Raw genomic sequence first — 16,250 nt, 5'->3', positions numbered from 1 at the left:
AAATATCAACTACTACAGATGAAGATCTAGCTGCAGCAGAAGAAGTGGTGGTAGATTAAGCAATTTCTATGCCATGTTCGTGCACAACGCATCTTTGAAAATTTGAGGCAGAGAACCTCAAAGCAAGCTATATTACACCAAGTCAATCATCTGCTTTCCAGATTTGCTTAGATAAAAATGCTGCAACAACGGACGCAACCTGAGGAGATGCTAATATAGGACGACTGTTTTTCTGTATATATAAATTTCCATCTATAATAGGCAGGTTCCAAGCATGAGCTGTTTTAGGCAAAACATAATAGGTAGTATTCTCACACCCTTTAGGCCCAGGAATCTCACTACCACTATCTTTTATACCAGCAAGATTAATATCGTCAATACTACCCCGCCTAGCTAATTGGCTAGGAAATGGGACCATAGTATCATTTTTCATACTATTGTCTTCTGGAGTAAAATTTGGAGATATGTCTTTCTTCAAAAGTTTTGCATAGTGCCAGTCTAGTATTTTTGCTGCTTCTGGGGAAATATCAAATATGTCGCCAAAAGAAACATAGGAGCCAATAATTAAATGAGGTATCTTGGGAGAACCCTTACGAATGTCATCCAACAGATCTTGATTATTATCTGGTTTTAAAGCTCCTAGGCCTTTTGTAAAAGGCAAAAGCAATGTACGTATCACAGATAACAGCATTTGGTTTCGTTGCATTTCTTTACAAATTTTTTGCCTATCAAGGCCTTGAGAGTTAGCTAACTTTTCTAAAGCCCCGCTGGCGTTACGACTAAACTCCTTGACTTCTGATTGAGTAGCTTTTATAGCACCTACTCCACGAAATGGAGTAGAAATGTAAGTAGACGAAACAATATTTAATTCATCTCCATGCTTCTTTTCTAAATAACCCGCTACTAATCCACCCTGACTATATCCTATTAGATGTACTGGAGCATCACCAACTTGTTTTTTTATTTCTTTAAAGATATGGTCAACGTATAGTGAGACAACACTTGAAAAACCCTCTCTGGCTACTGGGTATATAAACGCTATATTGGTCAAACCTACTTCTTGCAATGCTTTCCTCAAATTAGGTTCAAAATGATAGAACGTATCTTGTGATTCCGTCAACCCATGCAATGCTACACAATAGTGAGTGGACTAATTGATATTTTTTTGTTTTTCTGGTAAAGACGATTGGGGAGTATCTACTACAGAAGAGCTTTTTAGGTCTGGTTTTTGGATAGCTACATCTGGGCTTGGTTTTTCTAGGTTCGTTGTTTTCTCATGAGTTAACCCTTGCTTAGGTTGGATCGAATCATCCTCTGGGTATTTAGAAAGGTTATCAGGCTCATCCCTATCCTCTGAAACGGTTTGAGATGGTTCTTCTGTATCTTGATTTTGGGATTGATGTGGTTCCGATGTTTTTACTTTATTAACCTGGTCTATATTATGAGCAAGGCTTGCTTGATCTTTCCCCTTTTCTTTAGGTTTGCATTTAAAATAAGCACCTATACAAAAACAGTATAAAATACTTTTTAGGAAGGTTATTGTTTTGATCTGCAATTCTTAATAAGATTATAAAGCAAATATGCGACACTATCAACTAAAAAGCTTTGTATTCATTTAGCATGCTGCTAAGCCTACGTACAAAACAGCTACAAAGGCTTTTTACCATTTCTCAAACAAGGAAGCAATAAATGAACGGGCATTAAAAGGCCTGAGGTCTTCTACCTTTTCACCTACACCAATATATTTGATTGGAATAGCAAACTGATCTGCTATACCCAGCACCATACCGCCTTTAGCGGTTCCATCTAGTTTGGTTACGACTATTCCCGTTACTTCTACAGCAGTGGTGAAAGCCTCTGCTTGAAGAAAAGCATTCTGCCCATTGGTACCATCCAAGACCAATAATACCTCTTGTGGTGCACCTGGAAGACACTTTTGAATCGTCCGCTTAATTTTAGCCAGTTCATTAATAAGATGTATTTTGGTGTGCAAGCGGCCAGCCGTATCTATAATAATCACATCTGTACGGTTGCGTACACCCTGTTGTACTGCTTCGTAGGCCACTGCAGAAGGGTCTGATTGCATGGCTCCTGCTACTACTTCTGCCCCTACACGATTGCCCCAAATGGTAAGTTGTTCTACAGCTGCTGCACGAAAAGTATCTGCAGCACCTAAGAGAACTTTTTTTCCTTGGTTGATAAATTGTGCAGCTAATTTGCCAATAGTGGTAGTCTTACCCACGCCATTTACGCCTACTACAAGTATAATATGGGGTTGAAGGAATGACACACTACCCATAACCTCTTGATGCGAACTAGATGTAGCATGTAAAAGTTGCTGGGTTTCAGACTGTAAAATCTGGTCTAGTTCACCTGTAGTAAGGTATTTATCTTTGGCTACACGCTGCTCTATAGCATCTATGATCTTGCAGGTTGTAGCTACGCCAACATCTGAACCAATGAGCAATTCCTCCAATTTATCCAGTATAGCACTATCGACGGTAGACTTGCCAGCAACAATTTTAGAAAGTTTAGTCCAAAAAGAATGACGTGTCTTAGACAGATCTTCTGCTAAACTTGATTTAGGTTTGGTTGACTTAGAAAAAAAATAAAAGATACCCATAGGAAGCAACTTAATGAATATACTTATCGTTTAGCCTAGCGGTACAAAGGCTGCTGATAGCAACTATTTTACAAGAGGGGGTTTATGAGTTAGTAGATACAATCTCTTTTATTACTTCAGAGGGAACAATTCTACTGCGGAAAGTATAAGCCCCTGTTTTGGTTGATCTTTTTACTTGAATCAACTTAGTCAATTTAACGGCATCTCCTTTGGCAAGGGTTGCCACTACTTTCTTTGCCATAATGGTTAATGATTATTTAATTTCCTTATGAAGGGTATGACGTTTAAGTATAGGATTATACTTTTTTAATTCCATTCGTGCCGTAGTAGTCGTTCTGTTCTTTTCTGTACAGTAGCGAGACATACCCGCCATACCACTATTTTTGTGCTCTGTACACTCTAATATTACCTGAACCCTACCGCCTTTTTTTTTTGCCATTTTACTTTTACTACTTTTTTATAAGATTGCTAGTGGCTACCATTTAGACCAACCAGTGGTATTTCTTCGACAAAGTACCCTTTTGTTTGGCTTCCTTTAACACTGTATGGATGCCTTTCTTATTAATGGTACGGATAATAGAAGTGCAAACCTTCAATGGAATCCAAATATCCTCTTCCGGAATATAAAAACGCTTTTTTTGCAGATTTGGATAAAACCATCTTTTGGTTTTATTATTTGCATGGGATACATTGTTACCCACAATCGGCTTTTTTCCTGTTATATCACAAATTCTTGCCATGGTCTATATATAATGCTGTATGGTGTACAATACTTACAAATATACTATAAGTTGGAACATTATTCAAATAGCCCTAGGAACTACGTTTCTTTTTATTGGAACGTAGGCAATTTTCCACTTCAGTGCTATCAATATGAGGTCTTTTGTTAGTTTGGATTTGTTTATTTTTATCTTGTTTCCAATCTTTAATATCTTCTAAAGTCAAATCAAGCTCATCTGATAGTAGTTTTAAGGGGCTATATCCGTTATGATCTTTTTTATCCCACTCTTGCCTATATTGGGGTAAGCTTACTAATTGGTCGAGTATGCTATCTTTCTGATCTATTAAGTGGTTTGCCAGGTGTAAATTACTATCCATGGTATCTTTTATTGTTTCTATGGCAAGATGGAAAACGGTACGACCTTTTTTATCCTGTATACTAAAGTCAGCGCCATCTTTAATAAGTAACCTGAATATATCATTACGACCTTGAACAACCGACCAATGGCCAAGCGTATAACCTTGATTATCTGTTCCATTAATTTCCGATATATCTAACAGCAATTTAAATATTTCTAGACTACACTTAAGCTTATCTGTTGGTAAAGAGATTGGACTAATCGCCCAGTATATAGCAGAACAGCCTCCTGAACCATCTTGGTCTATTTTAGTTTTCATGCTTACAAAATCTGTATAGTCTTGAGGTAACAATCTCGATTGAGCAGATGCTAATATGAATTTTACAGCTTCTAGATTACCACTTGCCACTGCCCAATGAAGGATCGTCTTACCTTCATAATCTGTTGCCTTTATATCGATAAACTTATAACTTAACAGCTTAGTCAACATGGGTACATTTATAACAAAAGATGTCTCTGTTTTATCAGGCTTTACTGTATAATGCAAAAGCGTATAACCATCCTCATCCTGTTCATTTATAGTACGTAAAAGTGATGCTAGCGGTACTTCAAGAGATTTGTTGTTCAGTCCTTTATTGATTAGATCCTTTATTATATTTAGTTTAATTTGAACCTTTGTTAAATTACGGTCAACTATGTCTTCTATCAGTTTTTTCTTATTTAGAAACCCATTAGGAGCATTGGCTCCCGGACCAGACTTTATGTCTTTGCCCCTAGATGCTGCTAATTTTTTTCCCTCTTGGGAAGAGGCTTTAAAACCCAATTGGCTACATGAAAAGAAAAAAAATGGAAGTATGAGATAAATAATATAAACGTATTTATTTTTATGCATAAATTTATTATAGTTACCTTGTTTGCTTTTTTCTTAACGCACCCGCTTGGCGGGCTTCAAACAGGCTGTTTTTCTATTTCAGCTGTAAGTGTTGTTTTCTGATCGCAACTATTTTACAAGGAGCGTTTTTGCTTTTTCTACGTAACTTTGGCACTGCGCTGAACGGCTACTTTTTTGCGCTTTTCTGCGACAGTAGTCAATGGATACGACATAGCACTATCAACTCTAAACTCATGTAACTATAAGTATACTATAACTTGGAACATTATTCAAATAGCCCTAGGAAACACGTTTCTTTTTATTGAAACGTAGGCAATTTTCCACTTTGGTGCTATTAATATGAGGTCTTTTATTGGTTTGGCTTTTTTTATTTTTCTCTCGTTTCCAATCCTTAAAATCTTGCAAAGTCAAAGCAAGTTTATCTAGTAGTTCTAAGGGGCTATATCCGTTATGATCTTTTTTATCCCACTCTTGCCTATATTGGGGTAGGCTTACTAATTGGTCGAATATGCTATCTTTCTGATCTATTAAGTGGTTTGCTAGGTGTAAATTACTATCCATGGTATCTTTTATTGTTTCTATGGCAAGATGGAAAACAGTACGACCTTTTTTATCCTGTATACTGAGATCAGCCCCATCTTTAATAAGTATACTCAATATATTACTACAACCCTGAACAACTGCCCAATGGCTAAGCGTATATCCTTGATTATCTGTTCCATTAATTTCCGATATATCTACTAGCAATTTAAATATTTTTAGACTATCCTCAAGCTTATCTGTTGGTAAAGAGATTGGACTAATCGCCCAGTATATAGCAGAACAGCCTCCTGAACCATCTTTAGCTATCTTGGTTTTCATGTTTATAAAATCTTTATAGTCTTGATAGTCTTGAGGTAAATAGTTTTGAGGTAAGAATCTCGATTGAGCAGATGCTAATATAAGTTTTACAGCTTGTAGATTACCACTTGCCACTGCCCAATGAAGGATCGTCCTACCTTCACAATCTGCTGCCTTTATATTGACAAGATTACACTTTAACAGCAACTTCAACATTTCGTAACATATTGAAGCATCACAATCTAATGCATAATGCAAAGTAGTATAACCATCTTTGTCCGGGTTGTTAATAGAATTTAAAATTGATTCTTTAGATAATTTAGGAGATTTTTTGGCTGGGTTATTGATTAAATACTGTGCTAAATCTAGCATAATTTTAACATCTTTGAAACGATTCCCACGTACTGCCTTTATTAGTGTATCATCTTGTGCAAACAACTTAGGGAGACTGTCTTCTGAGAAATTTTTTTTCTTTTTTGTTGTAGATGATGCTTTTAGCAGGTTTGGATTTTTTTATCATATCTAAGTCCTAATTGGTTACATGAAAAGAAAAAAAATGAAAATTTTAGATAAACAATATAAACGTACTTATTTTTATGCATAAATTTATTATGATTATTTGTGAATGTAAATGAAGTATTTATTTGTTATGTTAGATAGTGTGTTATTGGCCTAATAGCGATTTGTTAGCATGGTTTTTTTCTGCACTTTACAAATGCTGTATTCATTCAGCCCCATGGCAGCACGCGCAAAAAAAAGAAAAAAGTAAGGTAAAAGTTACCTTATTTGTCAGATTCTATAATTTTATATACTCTAAATCAATTATATATATACTATAACTTGGTCACATTATTCAAATCAGTACGTGATTAAAGCTGAACATAGATAAAAATACCCACCAGGGGGAGACTACTTTTTCTTAAATACCACTTGAACGGGTACACCCTCAAAATCAAAATGGGCCCTGATTTGATTAACCAAATAGCTTTTGTAATTAGGTTGAATATAAGCTGGATGGTTACAAAAAAACGCAAATGTAGGGGCATGAGCAGTAACCTGAGTACAATATTTAATTTGAATATACTTCCCCTTTACAGCAGGAGGATGATTCTTGTCAATAATCGGCAAGATGCATTTATTTAACTCAGAAGTTGGAATCTTTTTTATTTTATTTTGATAAACAGCAAGTGCTTTTTCAATAGCTTGGTAGACACGTTGTTTTTTTACCGTTGAAACAAATAGAATCGGCAGATAATCTAAAGGGGCTAGCTTGCGTAGTAGGTGTCTTCTATAGCTGTCGGCAGTTGTAACCTCTTTGTCGATCAAATCCCATTTATTGACGATTAAGACTATCCCTTTTTTATAGCGATGTGCTAATGCAATAAGCGAAATATCCTGTGCTTCTATGCCATGTTGGGCATCTATCATGATCAAACAGATATCAGCCTCTTGCATAGCCCTTACCGCACGCAATACGGAGTAGAATTCAATAGCCTCCCGTACCTTGGATTTTTTTCGTATGCCTGCTGTATCAGTAAGAATAAACTTTTTGTTATAACGATTGTATGGGGTATCTATCGCATCTCTAGTAGTACCAGATACGGGACTTACCATACTTCTTTTTTCATCTAATAAAAAATTTAAAAAAGAGGATTTGCCTACATTTGGACGACCCAAAATAGTTAATCTAGGGAGTTTTTCTGGCCCTTGATCGGATTCTGGAGCAGGTGCTTCTTTAAGATGAGGCAATAAAGCATCAAGCAAGTCGCCTGTTCCGGAGCCATTGATAGCAGCTATAGGAAATGGATCGCCAAGTCCTAAAGCATAGAAACTAGGTGCCACCATGGCGGTCATTAAACTTTCTGATTTATTGGCTACTAAAAAAACAGGCTTATTGATTTTTCGTAATAAATGCGCAAATTCTTTATCTAGATCGGTGAGGCCCTCCATACAATCTACCATAAAGAGTATCAAATTGGCTTCATCTAGTGCAAGTTGAATCTGTTCACGAATACCATGGGCAAAGGTATGATCGGTACCAACCATATACCCTCCCGTATCAATAACGGTAAAAGAACGATTCCCCCACTGTGCATAACCATAATGCCGATCACGGGTAGTATGAACAGACCCATCCATAATGGCTTTTTTTGCTTCAATCAATCTATTAAAAAAGGTAGACTTACCTACATTAGATCGCCCTACAATTGCCACAACATTTGCCATAAGGAATTAAAATAAAAGGATTGGCTAAGTTTAGAACAAATAATCCCGAAAAATAACAATATCAGGCCGTTGTAATAAAAAATATTCAAGGGCCTCCCCTAATCATTCAAAGATATAGGTTAGGCTGCTAAGCAAAGGATATTATGATTGATGTGCTTTTTAATACTTAAAAGTAACGATTAGGAACCACTACCCCTTTAGATGACCACCTACTTTTTTTCCAGCATCATAGACCCTAGGAGCTACTTTTTTAACAAAATTCTTGATTCTTCTCAAGAAATTCAATCCAGTAGCTTTTTCTTTTAGACTACGCAAACTATTGGCTCCAGCTACGGTAGCTGCCATTACAGCACCGCCAGCTATACCGGCACCAGCAGCTGCTGCCTTGCCCATTTTAGAAGCGCTACCTGCCCCTTTGGCTGTTCCACCAGCTGGCCTAGCTTTACTTGCAGACGTAGGTGATTTAGAAGCAGCTGTATTACTACCAGACTTAGCTGGGCCGGTACCTGGCTCATGACCACCTCCACCAATGCCGCCACCACTCCCACCAGGGCCATTACCCGCAACGCCCCCTTTTGATGAGTTATCAGCATGATCCATAGCAGTACTAGAAGCAGAACCAGCGGCACTTGTACTGGAAGCAGTAGGACTAGTAGCGTCGAGACTAGAAGTGGGTTTAGTAGGATCAGCCTTACCAACACTGGAAGAAGCATAAACAGGGCCAACATCATTAGATCCATGATAAACCTGATCAGGGGATCCATCGTAAGCACCAGCTGGTGCACCACTGTAAGGACCATTCATACCATCAGGTGTCGGTGCAAAACTTTCCTGAGATGGCGATAGATCATCTCCTTTAGTAGACGAGATTTGACCAGCCTGGCTCTTTTGCATCGAGGTTGCATGAGCACCAGATGCCTTTGTATAGTTACTATCTACGCCAGCAGCAGATTTGCCTTTACCTAAAGAAACGACCTCCTCCAAGACAACTATACGTGCCTCTGCTCTAACAAGCGTGCCATCTACTTGAAACATAGAATAGACTATGTCTAAATCAACCAACCTACCTTTAAAATCAATCTGTCCCCAGATAATACGAATATAATTCGGGGCATTATTGGTTTTGTGCACATTATAGGCAACATCTTGCAATTGCTTTATTTGCTCCATAACAGCAATGGCATTGCTACCAGGTATAATCCCCGTATTATCAAATAAAAGACTAAAAGAAAGCTGTTTTGGACTAGGTCCACGGTATGCAACCTGAGGATTAGCTATGGGTTTAGCAACATCATAAAAAACCTTACTTGTAATGGCTAAGTTTTCTGGATTAATAGATGTAATAAACTCTCCTGTAAAAGAGGAGAATTTATTGTCACTACATGCTTTAATAACTAGTTTACTAACATTACTCATAACGACAGATGAATCACTTTACCTTGCTTGCTGATCTTCTAATAAGTTTAAAAGGTCTTTTGCTAATGCTGATTTTTGCTGCTCTGTAGGGCATAATAAACTAGATGAAGTATCTGTAGGCTCTGCTAGTTGCTTATTACTAGTATTAGTCTCGGAAACCTTAATCTGGACGACTAGTTCATTAATTTTAACAGCCATAATCAATAAAATTAGTTTTCTAATACTAGATGATATTACTTTGTTCGTACTAACCTAGAATAGCCAATCGTAATAGTTTCTCCTACTCCAGGGTCCGCTGAACGATTTAATTCAAATGGCGTAATAGCTATGGCTTTTGGATAGACATCCTCTATTGTCCATTGTGCTAAAACTTTACGCTCCTTGTTAAGGATCAAAACATGGGCCTGCGTAAGTTTAAAAAGGCCCTTATCAATAGCTTCTTCGCACCAAAGCGTAATTTTGGTTTTGCCTTCTATTAAGGGTCTGGTTAAGATTAAATCAGTAGTCTCACATGCATTCGATTTGTAATAAGGCCTATTAGACCCACCAGGTAGCAAGGCCTCCATCTTTAAAGCAGCACTTAACCCTTCAACCTTATAGAAATATTCCGGGGAACTACCATCTGTTACGCCCAATATTTCTACTTGAAAAGAATGGGAATAGACTAAAGTAAAATCAGCCATAAAGATCAGAAGAAGCTTAAACACATAATTCGATTACTTTTTATCTTGGGGTTGGCTGTAAGCCTTCCAAAGTAAAGCGTATACGGATATAACCCATTTCACCTGCAGCCTCATTCTTTCTATTTAAGAATAACTCTGCTTTTTGTACAAAAACATCATTTACAGTTATTTTGGTGTCTATTGAACCATCTTTTTTGTATATACAAATGGTACAGGGCTCTGCATGATATTTATCTTCAAGTACTTCTTGAACCAAATTATATGCTTTTGTCAGCAAATGCTTGCCAGTTATAAATGGCAAAAATTCTACAACGAAATTTACCGCTTCTTGAGCACTGCCTTGATTCTGAAAAACGGGTGCTTTACTTGATGTATCATAGACCATAGCTGTTGTCGTAGATGGCCTTGGCATTGGCGGCATATAGTCAGAAATACTACAAGTTTTACCATCAAAACCTGCTTTATTAAAGTGCTTATAATCAACAGTTATTTTTTTCATAATGTCTTACTATCAAATACTAGTTAAACTAATTAATACCTAAAAAACTCAATAATGGATTCAGGGAGTTATTGTTTAATATCCAAACTGATTGGATCATAAACAAAAAGCTCAGCTATCGCTTCCTGAAGCTCCGTTTCAGCATCTACATCAGTGCTCATTTTATGAACAAATCCCTGAAATTTTATATGTGCAAATGGTTTATCATCATTGGTTGCAAAACTAAACAACATACTTTCCACATATTTTTTAGGATCATTTTCCTTAGTGGCAGCTAAGTTTTTTTCTAGTTTTTTGATATCGTCATCAAATTTTCCATCTGGTGTTTTCAGTATAGAAACTTTAATATCAGCAGTTTGTTTAATTTCCCCTGCTTTACATAGAGCATAGACAGGCTTACCTTGTGCATTAATTGATGCACTATATTGGGACCTATTTTCTAACGAAATTGCTATGTTATAATCGGTTACATTAACCTTTGAAGAGCCTAAATTAAAATGGACTATAGCAGGTATTAACAAATTCTCAGCCATGGCGATTTTAGTTTTAAATATTTTTAGAATTTTAAGTAATAAAAGTAATACCCCTAGATATAGGGGACAAAACATTGACTTGCCCCCTATAGACGGATTAGTTAACCATCTGCACCCATTTTTTGTTCAAAGGTGATTACAATAAACTCAGCTGGTCTAGGAGCCGATACTTTTACTGAAATACGCATGATACCTTCATTAACGTCATCTTGAGACATGGTTTCACCCAATCCACAAAGCACGGTAAATGCTTCTGCAGGGCTGGCACCTACTAAGGCACCTTGTCTCCATAAGTTGGTTAAGAAGTTGGAAATCATACCTTGTACCACGGCCCAGGTAACAGGAACATTGGGCCTAAAGACAACAGAAAATGCGGCATTTTTAATAGATTGCTCAATAAGAATAAACAACCTTCTCACGTTAATATACCGCCATTCTGGACTATTGCCAGCTAATGTTCTAGCTCCCCAAACGACTGCAGCACCTGCGCCTTTAAAGGTACGAATGGCATTGATGGATTTACCACTAATGCCATCTACGTTAAGTGATTCTTGCTCTTCATGGGTAATCTTAACCATTGGTGCAACTACAGAGTTAAGGTTTTGGTTAGCTGGTGCAATCCATACCCCTCTTGCTTTATCTGTTCTGGTATAAAGCCCTGCCATAGCGGGAGCCGCTGGAAGGATATTTAACCGATCAGCAACCGTTTTGCGAAGCAACTTATACTCCTTACTAGTATTCTTTAACCCGGCATCCCAATAAACTTTCTCTTTCTCTGTAGTAGCAGTGATTAAATTAGAAAGCATGGCTTTATGATCCTCTTGCAATACACATTTGAGCGACTCTAAGTCAAAATTTCTGTAATCAATGCTATTTAATGGAATAATGTTTGTTTTAACCCATGGATAATAGGCAGCACCATAACTCAAGTTATCTAATCCAATATATTCACGAAATCTATTTACATATTTGTTCTTATCTTCAATAGATAGCTCGTTATTGCCACCCCATATATCGAATAATGCGACTTTGTTTAGATACTTACCACAATGCGCCAGTGCATAGGTCTGCACAGCATAGTAAGAGGCATCTTCTTCATCTAATAAGAGGGAATCAGGCATTAACAACATGGTTGGCACTTCTTCTCCAGCTAGTGTATCTATTCCTTGTTTAAATAGATCTGGTGTAATCTCTAGCTGTACATTTGGATCACCATATTGACCAACAGAGACAATAAAGCAATCTGCCCCACCATTATCAAAGAATAGTTTTAAACTATTATAGAGGTAAAATGTAGAGTTTTGGCTTTGTTCCATTACATAAGATTTGCCATTCATAACCAAATCCTTATTTCCACCGGATACTTCTCTAATAGTATAGATAGGAACCGCTGGCCCTCCAAAAAACAATTCATATTCAGAAAGGGAAGAGATTTGAACAGGTTTCATATGAAAAGACTTCCCATTAATTTCAGCTCTTTGAGTGAACCCTATAAAAGCAGGAACTGCAGTTGATACTTGAACCACGGCGTTGGCACCTGTATCCTTCTCGACGATGTACACGCCGGGAGTTTTTAAATTTTCAGCCATTTTATTTGATTTTAATTAATTATATAAAAATTAAATTACGTTTAAACTAAACATATACAACTATATCACTATAGAGTTTCTTTTTACCAGTTCCATCTTTTTTGAGCGAGTCATAAGTAGGATAGGGTAATTTTTCTAATAATATGGTTTCACCTTTTGCACTGTTTTTATCAAACACGCAAAGGGAAAAAGAACGATCGTATTGGTCACAAAGCTCCATGGGCATGGTAGATTCGGCACAATAGGTATCACGAAACTTAGTGGAAGGCTTCACCTGGCCAAAATAAGAATCATCTCCATTAGAGAGAATGGTTAGAGAGCCACTGAGGCGCTTTTTAGTATCGACTAAATAGTATCTCCAAAAAGTGGAGCGATTTTGGATCTTAATTCTATAGGTAACAGGCTGAGCAAAAAGACTGTTTTTTTGCTTGGATAAAGCATGGATGCAATGGGTAAGATCTATATCAATCATGGCAAAGACATTCCAACCGGGTTCGGTGGGATAATGAGGTACATCTTGAATTTTCATCAGATCTGATTCACTCATAAAAGCTTTGCTATGGAGCAAATGATTGTTGTTGGTATGGCCATTATATAAATAATAAACTTGCCCGTTTGAATAACCTGCCTCTAATTGAGCCAGATTCAATGCTTGGCTATTTTTTAAGCTCATCACAAAGGAGAGAGTGATGCCATCTGCCTTTTTTTTAAGCAAGGCTAACGGATCATCATAGCCTTGTGAAAGCCATATGAGCTCTATTCCATCTGGGTGATCCAAGATACGAACTTTACGTTCTGCCATCCAGCAAGCAGTCGACCGAATTGGCTGAATATTGAAATCGTTTTGAGTGGCATTAGACTTATAATAACTGTTTGAAACAACTATCCGAAACAATTTGGTTGTAAATGCCATAGCGATTAACTTTCAAGTGATGAAAATGCTGAAACTACTTTTAGATCTATGGTGGCATCAGCTATAAACATCAGACCTACTTTATAGAGCAAGGAAGGGGTATAGGGCTCATGTAAACTTTCCCAAAGCATAGATTTTTCTGATACAGTCATTTTAACTAACTCGATAGAAAAACTTTCAATCCCTATTTCTTGTAAAACAGGGGTATTGGAGGTATCAAAATGCGATTTATTTTGAAAGAACACCGCAACATAAGTAAGTAGTTCTAAATTTTTTAATAGATCTGATGCTTTATAACCGGTAGAAAACAAGAAGTAAAGGTTAAATGCTTCTGGAGCCTTGCGTAAAACAAAGCCATGACCTTGCGGTACATATCGAGTAGGATCGCTACATAATCCTACTGAAGCAATGTCTACTAGCCTCATGATAACCCCGCTTGAAGCCTTGCCTCCTTCTGCACTATTTCCTAAAATTGCTAGGGATATGGCTGACTCCTTTACATTTGTTTTAAACTGAATATACTGGTTTACTTCAGATAGTATAATGCTTGTGCAATGGTGCAGCATTTTCAGTCTATTTATGGTTAGTTATGCTTACGCTATAATTGCATGCCCAAAATAATTGAGCAAAAAGGCGAAAAAAAGCCTGATTAATCTACCTATGAACTTTATCTATTTGCTTGGATGAACGAATAGCAAAAGTACCTTATTAGTAAATATATTATTTTTTTAACCATTACTCAAAATCAGAAGCATGATTATTGTTTTTCAATAGGCGAACAAACGACTACAATCTGGTTATTAGCTACTGAGCTAATGCCACCTTTTACTGAAAAAGAGGAGGATTTATCGCCTACTCTATAAGTGATTCTCCCTGGTATTAAACTACTCAAAACAGGAGCATGATTAGCAAGTACCTGAAATGGGCCAAGCGCGCCTGGCAATGTTACACTATTAACTTCCCCATTAAAGAGACTACCTTTAGGCGCTATGATAGACAAGTTCATTTTTTCTTTTTTTATCATTACGTATGTTTATTCAGTAATCATATTACTAGCGTGTTTGTAAGATATTGGCACAAAATAATTTTTTCAAAATTTTGCTAAAAGGAGCATTTCTTTGATGAGAACTATAAAATAAAAAAGTTTTTTCTTTTTTTTCAGTCATTGCTATTGAGTTTTACGCCAATTGTTATTAGATTCAATGAATACTGGAGGAGCTTTTATTGCATTAAGTATACGGTCTTCTGTTATGTCTGGTATTCCTGGCTGATTCAAGTGATTTAATCCATGGGGCATGTTAGACGGGAAATGTCTAGCATGAACATTAACGGGATTCCGACTGATCATATGACTATTAGCTATATTACTATTATTACTATTCATTTTCAAAGAAATGGTTTTACAGAGTTCAACGAATCCCCATCCTAGGCCTACAACGACCCCAATAGAACAAATACCGTAACATAACTGAAACGTGCCACAAGCACAACAAGCACCAACAATGCTCTTGGGCGTCAAGCATTTACTATCTACAGGACACCAGCCTAATTCTTTCCTTGTGTGTACACAAGCAGACAAAATGTTTAAACTTAAAAGCGCCATGATAACAACTTTTTTAGAGTATGTATATTTTTCCATAGGGTTAATATTTGTTTTCTTATAGAGTTAATATTTAATAGTTAATAGTTAATTACATGCTTGGTCTACTATCTTAATATAGTCGGAAACTTTTACAAAGGGCGTTTTTGGCAACACAGTCATATTTTTACTACGTGCTCAACTTTTTATCGGTGGCCATAAGCCAAATGACCTACTAGTCACCCATTCAAAAAATGCTAGTCTATTTGATAATCAAATAAATACAATTATCAATTGACATCACCGACTGGAGCAGCTACAAGATAACCCTAGTCTAATAGCCTGGGTATAGATCAAGATATAGGATAGATTACATTAAAAAAATATAAATCAAAACATTAGCCTAAGGTGTAGATTGATTTTTACTTACGAAAGTACTTATCTCGTACGTAATGAAACAATAAATAATTCATTGCAATCATGTATAGCGCTATGGCAATAGCAAAACCAGTTTTAAATGATATCATGACAAAAATAGATAGGGAGTTGGACTAAAATAAATATCTGAATTAATTTACATTCTTTATCCAAAAGATCCAAAAAATTGATACTTATTGAGTATAAATCGATACTAAGAAAAATTAACAACAGGACTTTTTGTTGAGCCAATAAAAAAGTATTAAATTTAGTCATACTTGAGCCCATAATGGACATCAAAGTAAAACAGATTGGGGTTGACTGGAATTGACGGGAAGTTTAAATCCAATGTAAGCATGCGAGGTGTTGTAAGTATTACCTCTTATATCAAACTTACACAGTGCATAAACGGCAACTTAGCTGTAATCAATAATCCTCTCTGGAGCATTACTTTTAATTCTCGAGCTTCTCGTAAAAACGAAGAAGAGGAAGAAGAAGAAGGAGAAATGCTTCTAGCTGCTTAATCGATAGATTAAGGGGGATTTGTCCCGCTGGTTTTTGCTCTATGGAATCAGCATAGGGGCATCGATACATAGGGCTAGTGTTACCAGATGCGTGATGGTAAGACGAATCATAGCCACGCATAAGCGTAACATCAGGTATGTCGCTGACCTTGGTTACGCCGACAATAAACAGTGACTAAGCATGTAGAAAGCGTTGCGGTTTTCTTGTTCGGACGAGGGTTCGATTCCCTCCAACTCCACTTGTTAAGGCATAAAATCCTTTGGGTAAAATGCTATCACTTAACCATAGAGCTTGATGTTTTGCTTATTTTTTAATCAAGCAAAACGTAGCTTTAAAAAATTCATTTTTTAACAGTGTCAGGAACAGACAATCGCCTCAACTTAAGGAATTTTTAATTATTTTTATTTGATTATAAGGCTTTTTATCTTACTTTTTT

General features: G+C 36.7%; 19 protein-coding genes and 1 other RNA gene. 1 reads left to right on the top strand and 19 read right to left on the bottom strand.

Features of this window, described 5'->3' with window-relative positions:
* Positions 1-142: 142 nt before the first annotated feature.
* The 19 genes from MUW74_RS00530 to MUW74_RS00440 all read right to left on the bottom strand — a co-directional run bounded on the left by MUW74_RS00530 (position 143) and on the right by MUW74_RS00440 (position 14,896).
* Positions 143-1,129: a triacylglycerol lipase gene (locus MUW74_RS00530; protein ID WP_243553009.1), complete on the bottom strand. Its 987-nt coding sequence runs from the start codon at positions 1,127-1,129 to the stop codon at positions 143-145.
* 21 nt (positions 1,130-1,150) lie between these two features.
* A complete protein-coding gene (locus tag MUW74_RS00525; RefSeq protein ID WP_243519256.1) occupies positions 1,151-1,555 on the bottom strand; it encodes a hypothetical protein in 405 nt (134 codons plus the stop codon).
* A gap of 105 nt (positions 1,556-1,660) precedes the next feature.
* A complete protein-coding gene (gene ftsY, locus MUW74_RS00520; RefSeq protein WP_243519252.1) occupies positions 1,661-2,623 on the bottom strand; it encodes a signal recognition particle-docking protein FtsY in 963 nt (320 codons plus the stop codon).
* 82 nt (positions 2,624-2,705) lie between these two features.
* The gene (locus tag MUW74_RS00515; protein ID WP_243519250.1) at positions 2,706-2,864 is read right to left on the bottom strand and encodes a DUF4295 family protein; all 159 of its coding nucleotides are present in this window, start codon (positions 2,862-2,864) and stop codon (positions 2,706-2,708) included.
* A 12-nt stretch (positions 2,865-2,876) separates the two neighbouring features.
* Positions 2,877-3,062: a 50S ribosomal protein L33 gene (rpmG, locus tag MUW74_RS00510; protein WP_243519248.1), complete on the bottom strand. Its 186-nt coding sequence runs from the start codon at positions 3,060-3,062 to the stop codon at positions 2,877-2,879.
* Between the two features lie 43 nt (positions 3,063-3,105).
* Positions 3,106-3,363: a 50S ribosomal protein L28 gene (rpmB, locus tag MUW74_RS00505; protein ID WP_243519247.1), complete on the bottom strand. Its 258-nt coding sequence runs from the start codon at positions 3,361-3,363 to the stop codon at positions 3,106-3,108.
* A 73-nt stretch (positions 3,364-3,436) separates the two neighbouring features.
* On the bottom strand, positions 3,437-4,594 hold the full coding sequence (locus tag MUW74_RS00500) for an ankyrin repeat domain-containing protein (protein ID WP_243519245.1): 1,158 nt from the start codon (positions 4,592-4,594) through the stop codon (positions 3,437-3,439).
* Between the two features lie 279 nt (positions 4,595-4,873).
* Entirely contained in the window at positions 4,874-5,872 is a 999-nt protein-coding gene (locus MUW74_RS00495) for an ankyrin repeat domain-containing protein (protein WP_243517958.1), read from the bottom strand.
* A gap of 471 nt (positions 5,873-6,343) precedes the next feature.
* The gene (gene der, locus MUW74_RS00490) at positions 6,344-7,660 is read right to left on the bottom strand and encodes a ribosome biogenesis GTPase Der (protein ID WP_243517956.1); all 1,317 of its coding nucleotides are present in this window, start codon (positions 7,658-7,660) and stop codon (positions 6,344-6,346) included.
* Positions 7,661-7,849: 189 nt separating this feature from the next.
* Entirely contained in the window at positions 7,850-9,076 is a 1,227-nt protein-coding gene (locus MUW74_RS00485; protein ID WP_243517953.1) for a hypothetical protein, read from the bottom strand.
* 18 nt (positions 9,077-9,094) lie between these two features.
* On the bottom strand, positions 9,095-9,274 hold the full coding sequence (locus MUW74_RS00480) for a hypothetical protein (RefSeq protein WP_243517950.1): 180 nt from the start codon (positions 9,272-9,274) through the stop codon (positions 9,095-9,097).
* 35 nt (positions 9,275-9,309) lie between these two features.
* On the bottom strand, positions 9,310-9,759 hold the full coding sequence (locus tag MUW74_RS00475) for a phage tail protein (protein WP_243517947.1): 450 nt from the start codon (positions 9,757-9,759) through the stop codon (positions 9,310-9,312).
* A 40-nt stretch (positions 9,760-9,799) separates the two neighbouring features.
* Positions 9,800-10,258: a hypothetical protein gene (locus MUW74_RS00470; protein ID WP_243517944.1), complete on the bottom strand. Its 459-nt coding sequence runs from the start codon at positions 10,256-10,258 to the stop codon at positions 9,800-9,802.
* A 68-nt stretch (positions 10,259-10,326) separates the two neighbouring features.
* Positions 10,327-10,866 (bottom strand): hypothetical protein, encoded by a 540-nt coding sequence (locus MUW74_RS00465; RefSeq protein ID WP_243517941.1) that lies wholly within the window; start codon positions 10,864-10,866, stop codon positions 10,327-10,329.
* A gap of 26 nt (positions 10,867-10,892) precedes the next feature.
* On the bottom strand, positions 10,893-12,239 hold the full coding sequence (locus MUW74_RS00460) for a phage tail sheath C-terminal domain-containing protein (protein ID WP_243553008.1): 1,347 nt from the start codon (positions 12,237-12,239) through the stop codon (positions 10,893-10,895).
* Positions 12,240-12,426: 187 nt separating this feature from the next.
* The gene (locus MUW74_RS00455; RefSeq protein WP_243517935.1) at positions 12,427-13,293 is read right to left on the bottom strand and encodes a hypothetical protein; all 867 of its coding nucleotides are present in this window, start codon (positions 13,291-13,293) and stop codon (positions 12,427-12,429) included.
* Between the two features lie 5 nt (positions 13,294-13,298).
* Positions 13,299-13,859, bottom strand: a complete 561-nt coding sequence (locus MUW74_RS00450) for a Pvc16 family protein (RefSeq protein ID WP_243517932.1) — start codon at positions 13,857-13,859, stop codon at positions 13,299-13,301.
* 191 nt (positions 13,860-14,050) lie between these two features.
* Entirely contained in the window at positions 14,051-14,317 is a 267-nt protein-coding gene (locus MUW74_RS00445) for a F0F1 ATP synthase subunit epsilon (RefSeq protein ID WP_243517928.1), read from the bottom strand.
* Positions 14,318-14,461: 144 nt separating this feature from the next.
* Positions 14,462-14,896 (bottom strand): hypothetical protein, encoded by a 435-nt coding sequence (locus MUW74_RS00440; RefSeq protein WP_243553007.1) that lies wholly within the window; start codon positions 14,894-14,896, stop codon positions 14,462-14,464.
* Between the two features lie 706 nt (positions 14,897-15,602).
* Here MUW74_RS00440 and ssrA point away from each other — a divergent pair.
* Positions 15,603-16,055: a transfer-messenger RNA gene (gene ssrA, locus MUW74_RS00435) on the top strand.
* The last annotated feature ends 195 nt before the right edge of the window (positions 16,056-16,250 follow it).

The sequence above is a fragment of the Candidatus Cardinium sp. cBcalN2 genome, assembly GCF_022810445.1.
Lineage (GTDB): Bacteria > Bacteroidota > Bacteroidia > Cytophagales > Amoebophilaceae > Cardinium.
Note: the sequence above shows the minus strand (reverse complement) of the source record. Positions and strands in the feature narration are given on the sequence as shown.

Bases quoted from the DNA above. Each gene is read 5' to 3' on its own strand.
- ftsY (WP_243519252.1), bottom strand. From the start codon at position 2,623: ATGGGTATCTTTTATTTTTTTTCTAAGTCAACCAAACCTAAATCAAGT.
- MUW74_RS00515 (WP_243519250.1), bottom strand. From the start codon at position 2,864: ATGGCAAAGAAAGTAGTGGCAACCCTTGCCAAAGGAGATGCCGTTAAA.
- rpmG (WP_243519248.1), bottom strand. From the start codon at position 3,062: ATGGCAAAAAAAAAAGGCGGTAGGGTTCAGGTAATATTAGAGTGTACA.
- rpmB (WP_243519247.1), bottom strand. From the start codon at position 3,363: ATGGCAAGAATTTGTGATATAACAGGAAAAAAGCCGATTGTGGGTAAC.
- MUW74_RS00500 (WP_243519245.1), bottom strand. From the start codon at position 4,594: ATGCATAAAAATAAATACGTTTATATTATTTATCTCATACTTCCATTT.
- der (WP_243517956.1), bottom strand. From the start codon at position 7,660: ATGGCAAATGTTGTGGCAATTGTAGGGCGATCTAATGTAGGTAAGTCT.
- MUW74_RS00485 (WP_243517953.1), bottom strand. From the start codon at position 9,076: ATGAGTAATGTTAGTAAACTAGTTATTAAAGCATGTAGTGACAATAAA.
- MUW74_RS00480 (WP_243517950.1), bottom strand. From the start codon at position 9,274: ATGGCTGTTAAAATTAATGAACTAGTCGTCCAGATTAAGGTTTCCGAG.
- MUW74_RS00475 (WP_243517947.1), bottom strand. From the start codon at position 9,759: ATGGCTGATTTTACTTTAGTCTATTCCCATTCTTTTCAAGTAGAAATA.
- MUW74_RS00470 (WP_243517944.1), bottom strand. From the start codon at position 10,258: ATGAAAAAAATAACTGTTGATTATAAGCACTTTAATAAAGCAGGTTTT.
- MUW74_RS00465 (WP_243517941.1), bottom strand. From the start codon at position 10,866: ATGTTTTGTCCCCTATATCTAGGGGTATTACTTTTATTACTTAAAATT.
- MUW74_RS00460 (WP_243553008.1), bottom strand. From the start codon at position 12,239: ATGAAACCTGTTCAAATCTCTTCCCTTTCTGAATATGAATTGTTTTTT.
- MUW74_RS00455 (WP_243517935.1), bottom strand. From the start codon at position 13,293: ATGGCATTTACAACCAAATTGTTTCGGATAGTTGTTTCAAACAGTTAT.
- MUW74_RS00450 (WP_243517932.1), bottom strand. From the start codon at position 13,859: ATGCTGCACCATTGCACAAGCATTATACTATCTGAAGTAAACCAGTAT.
- MUW74_RS00445 (WP_243517928.1), bottom strand. From the start codon at position 14,317: ATGATAAAAAAAGAAAAAATGAACTTGTCTATCATAGCGCCTAAAGGT.
- MUW74_RS00440 (WP_243553007.1), bottom strand. From the start codon at position 14,896: ATGGCGCTTTTAAGTTTAAACATTTTGTCTGCTTGTGTACACACAAGG.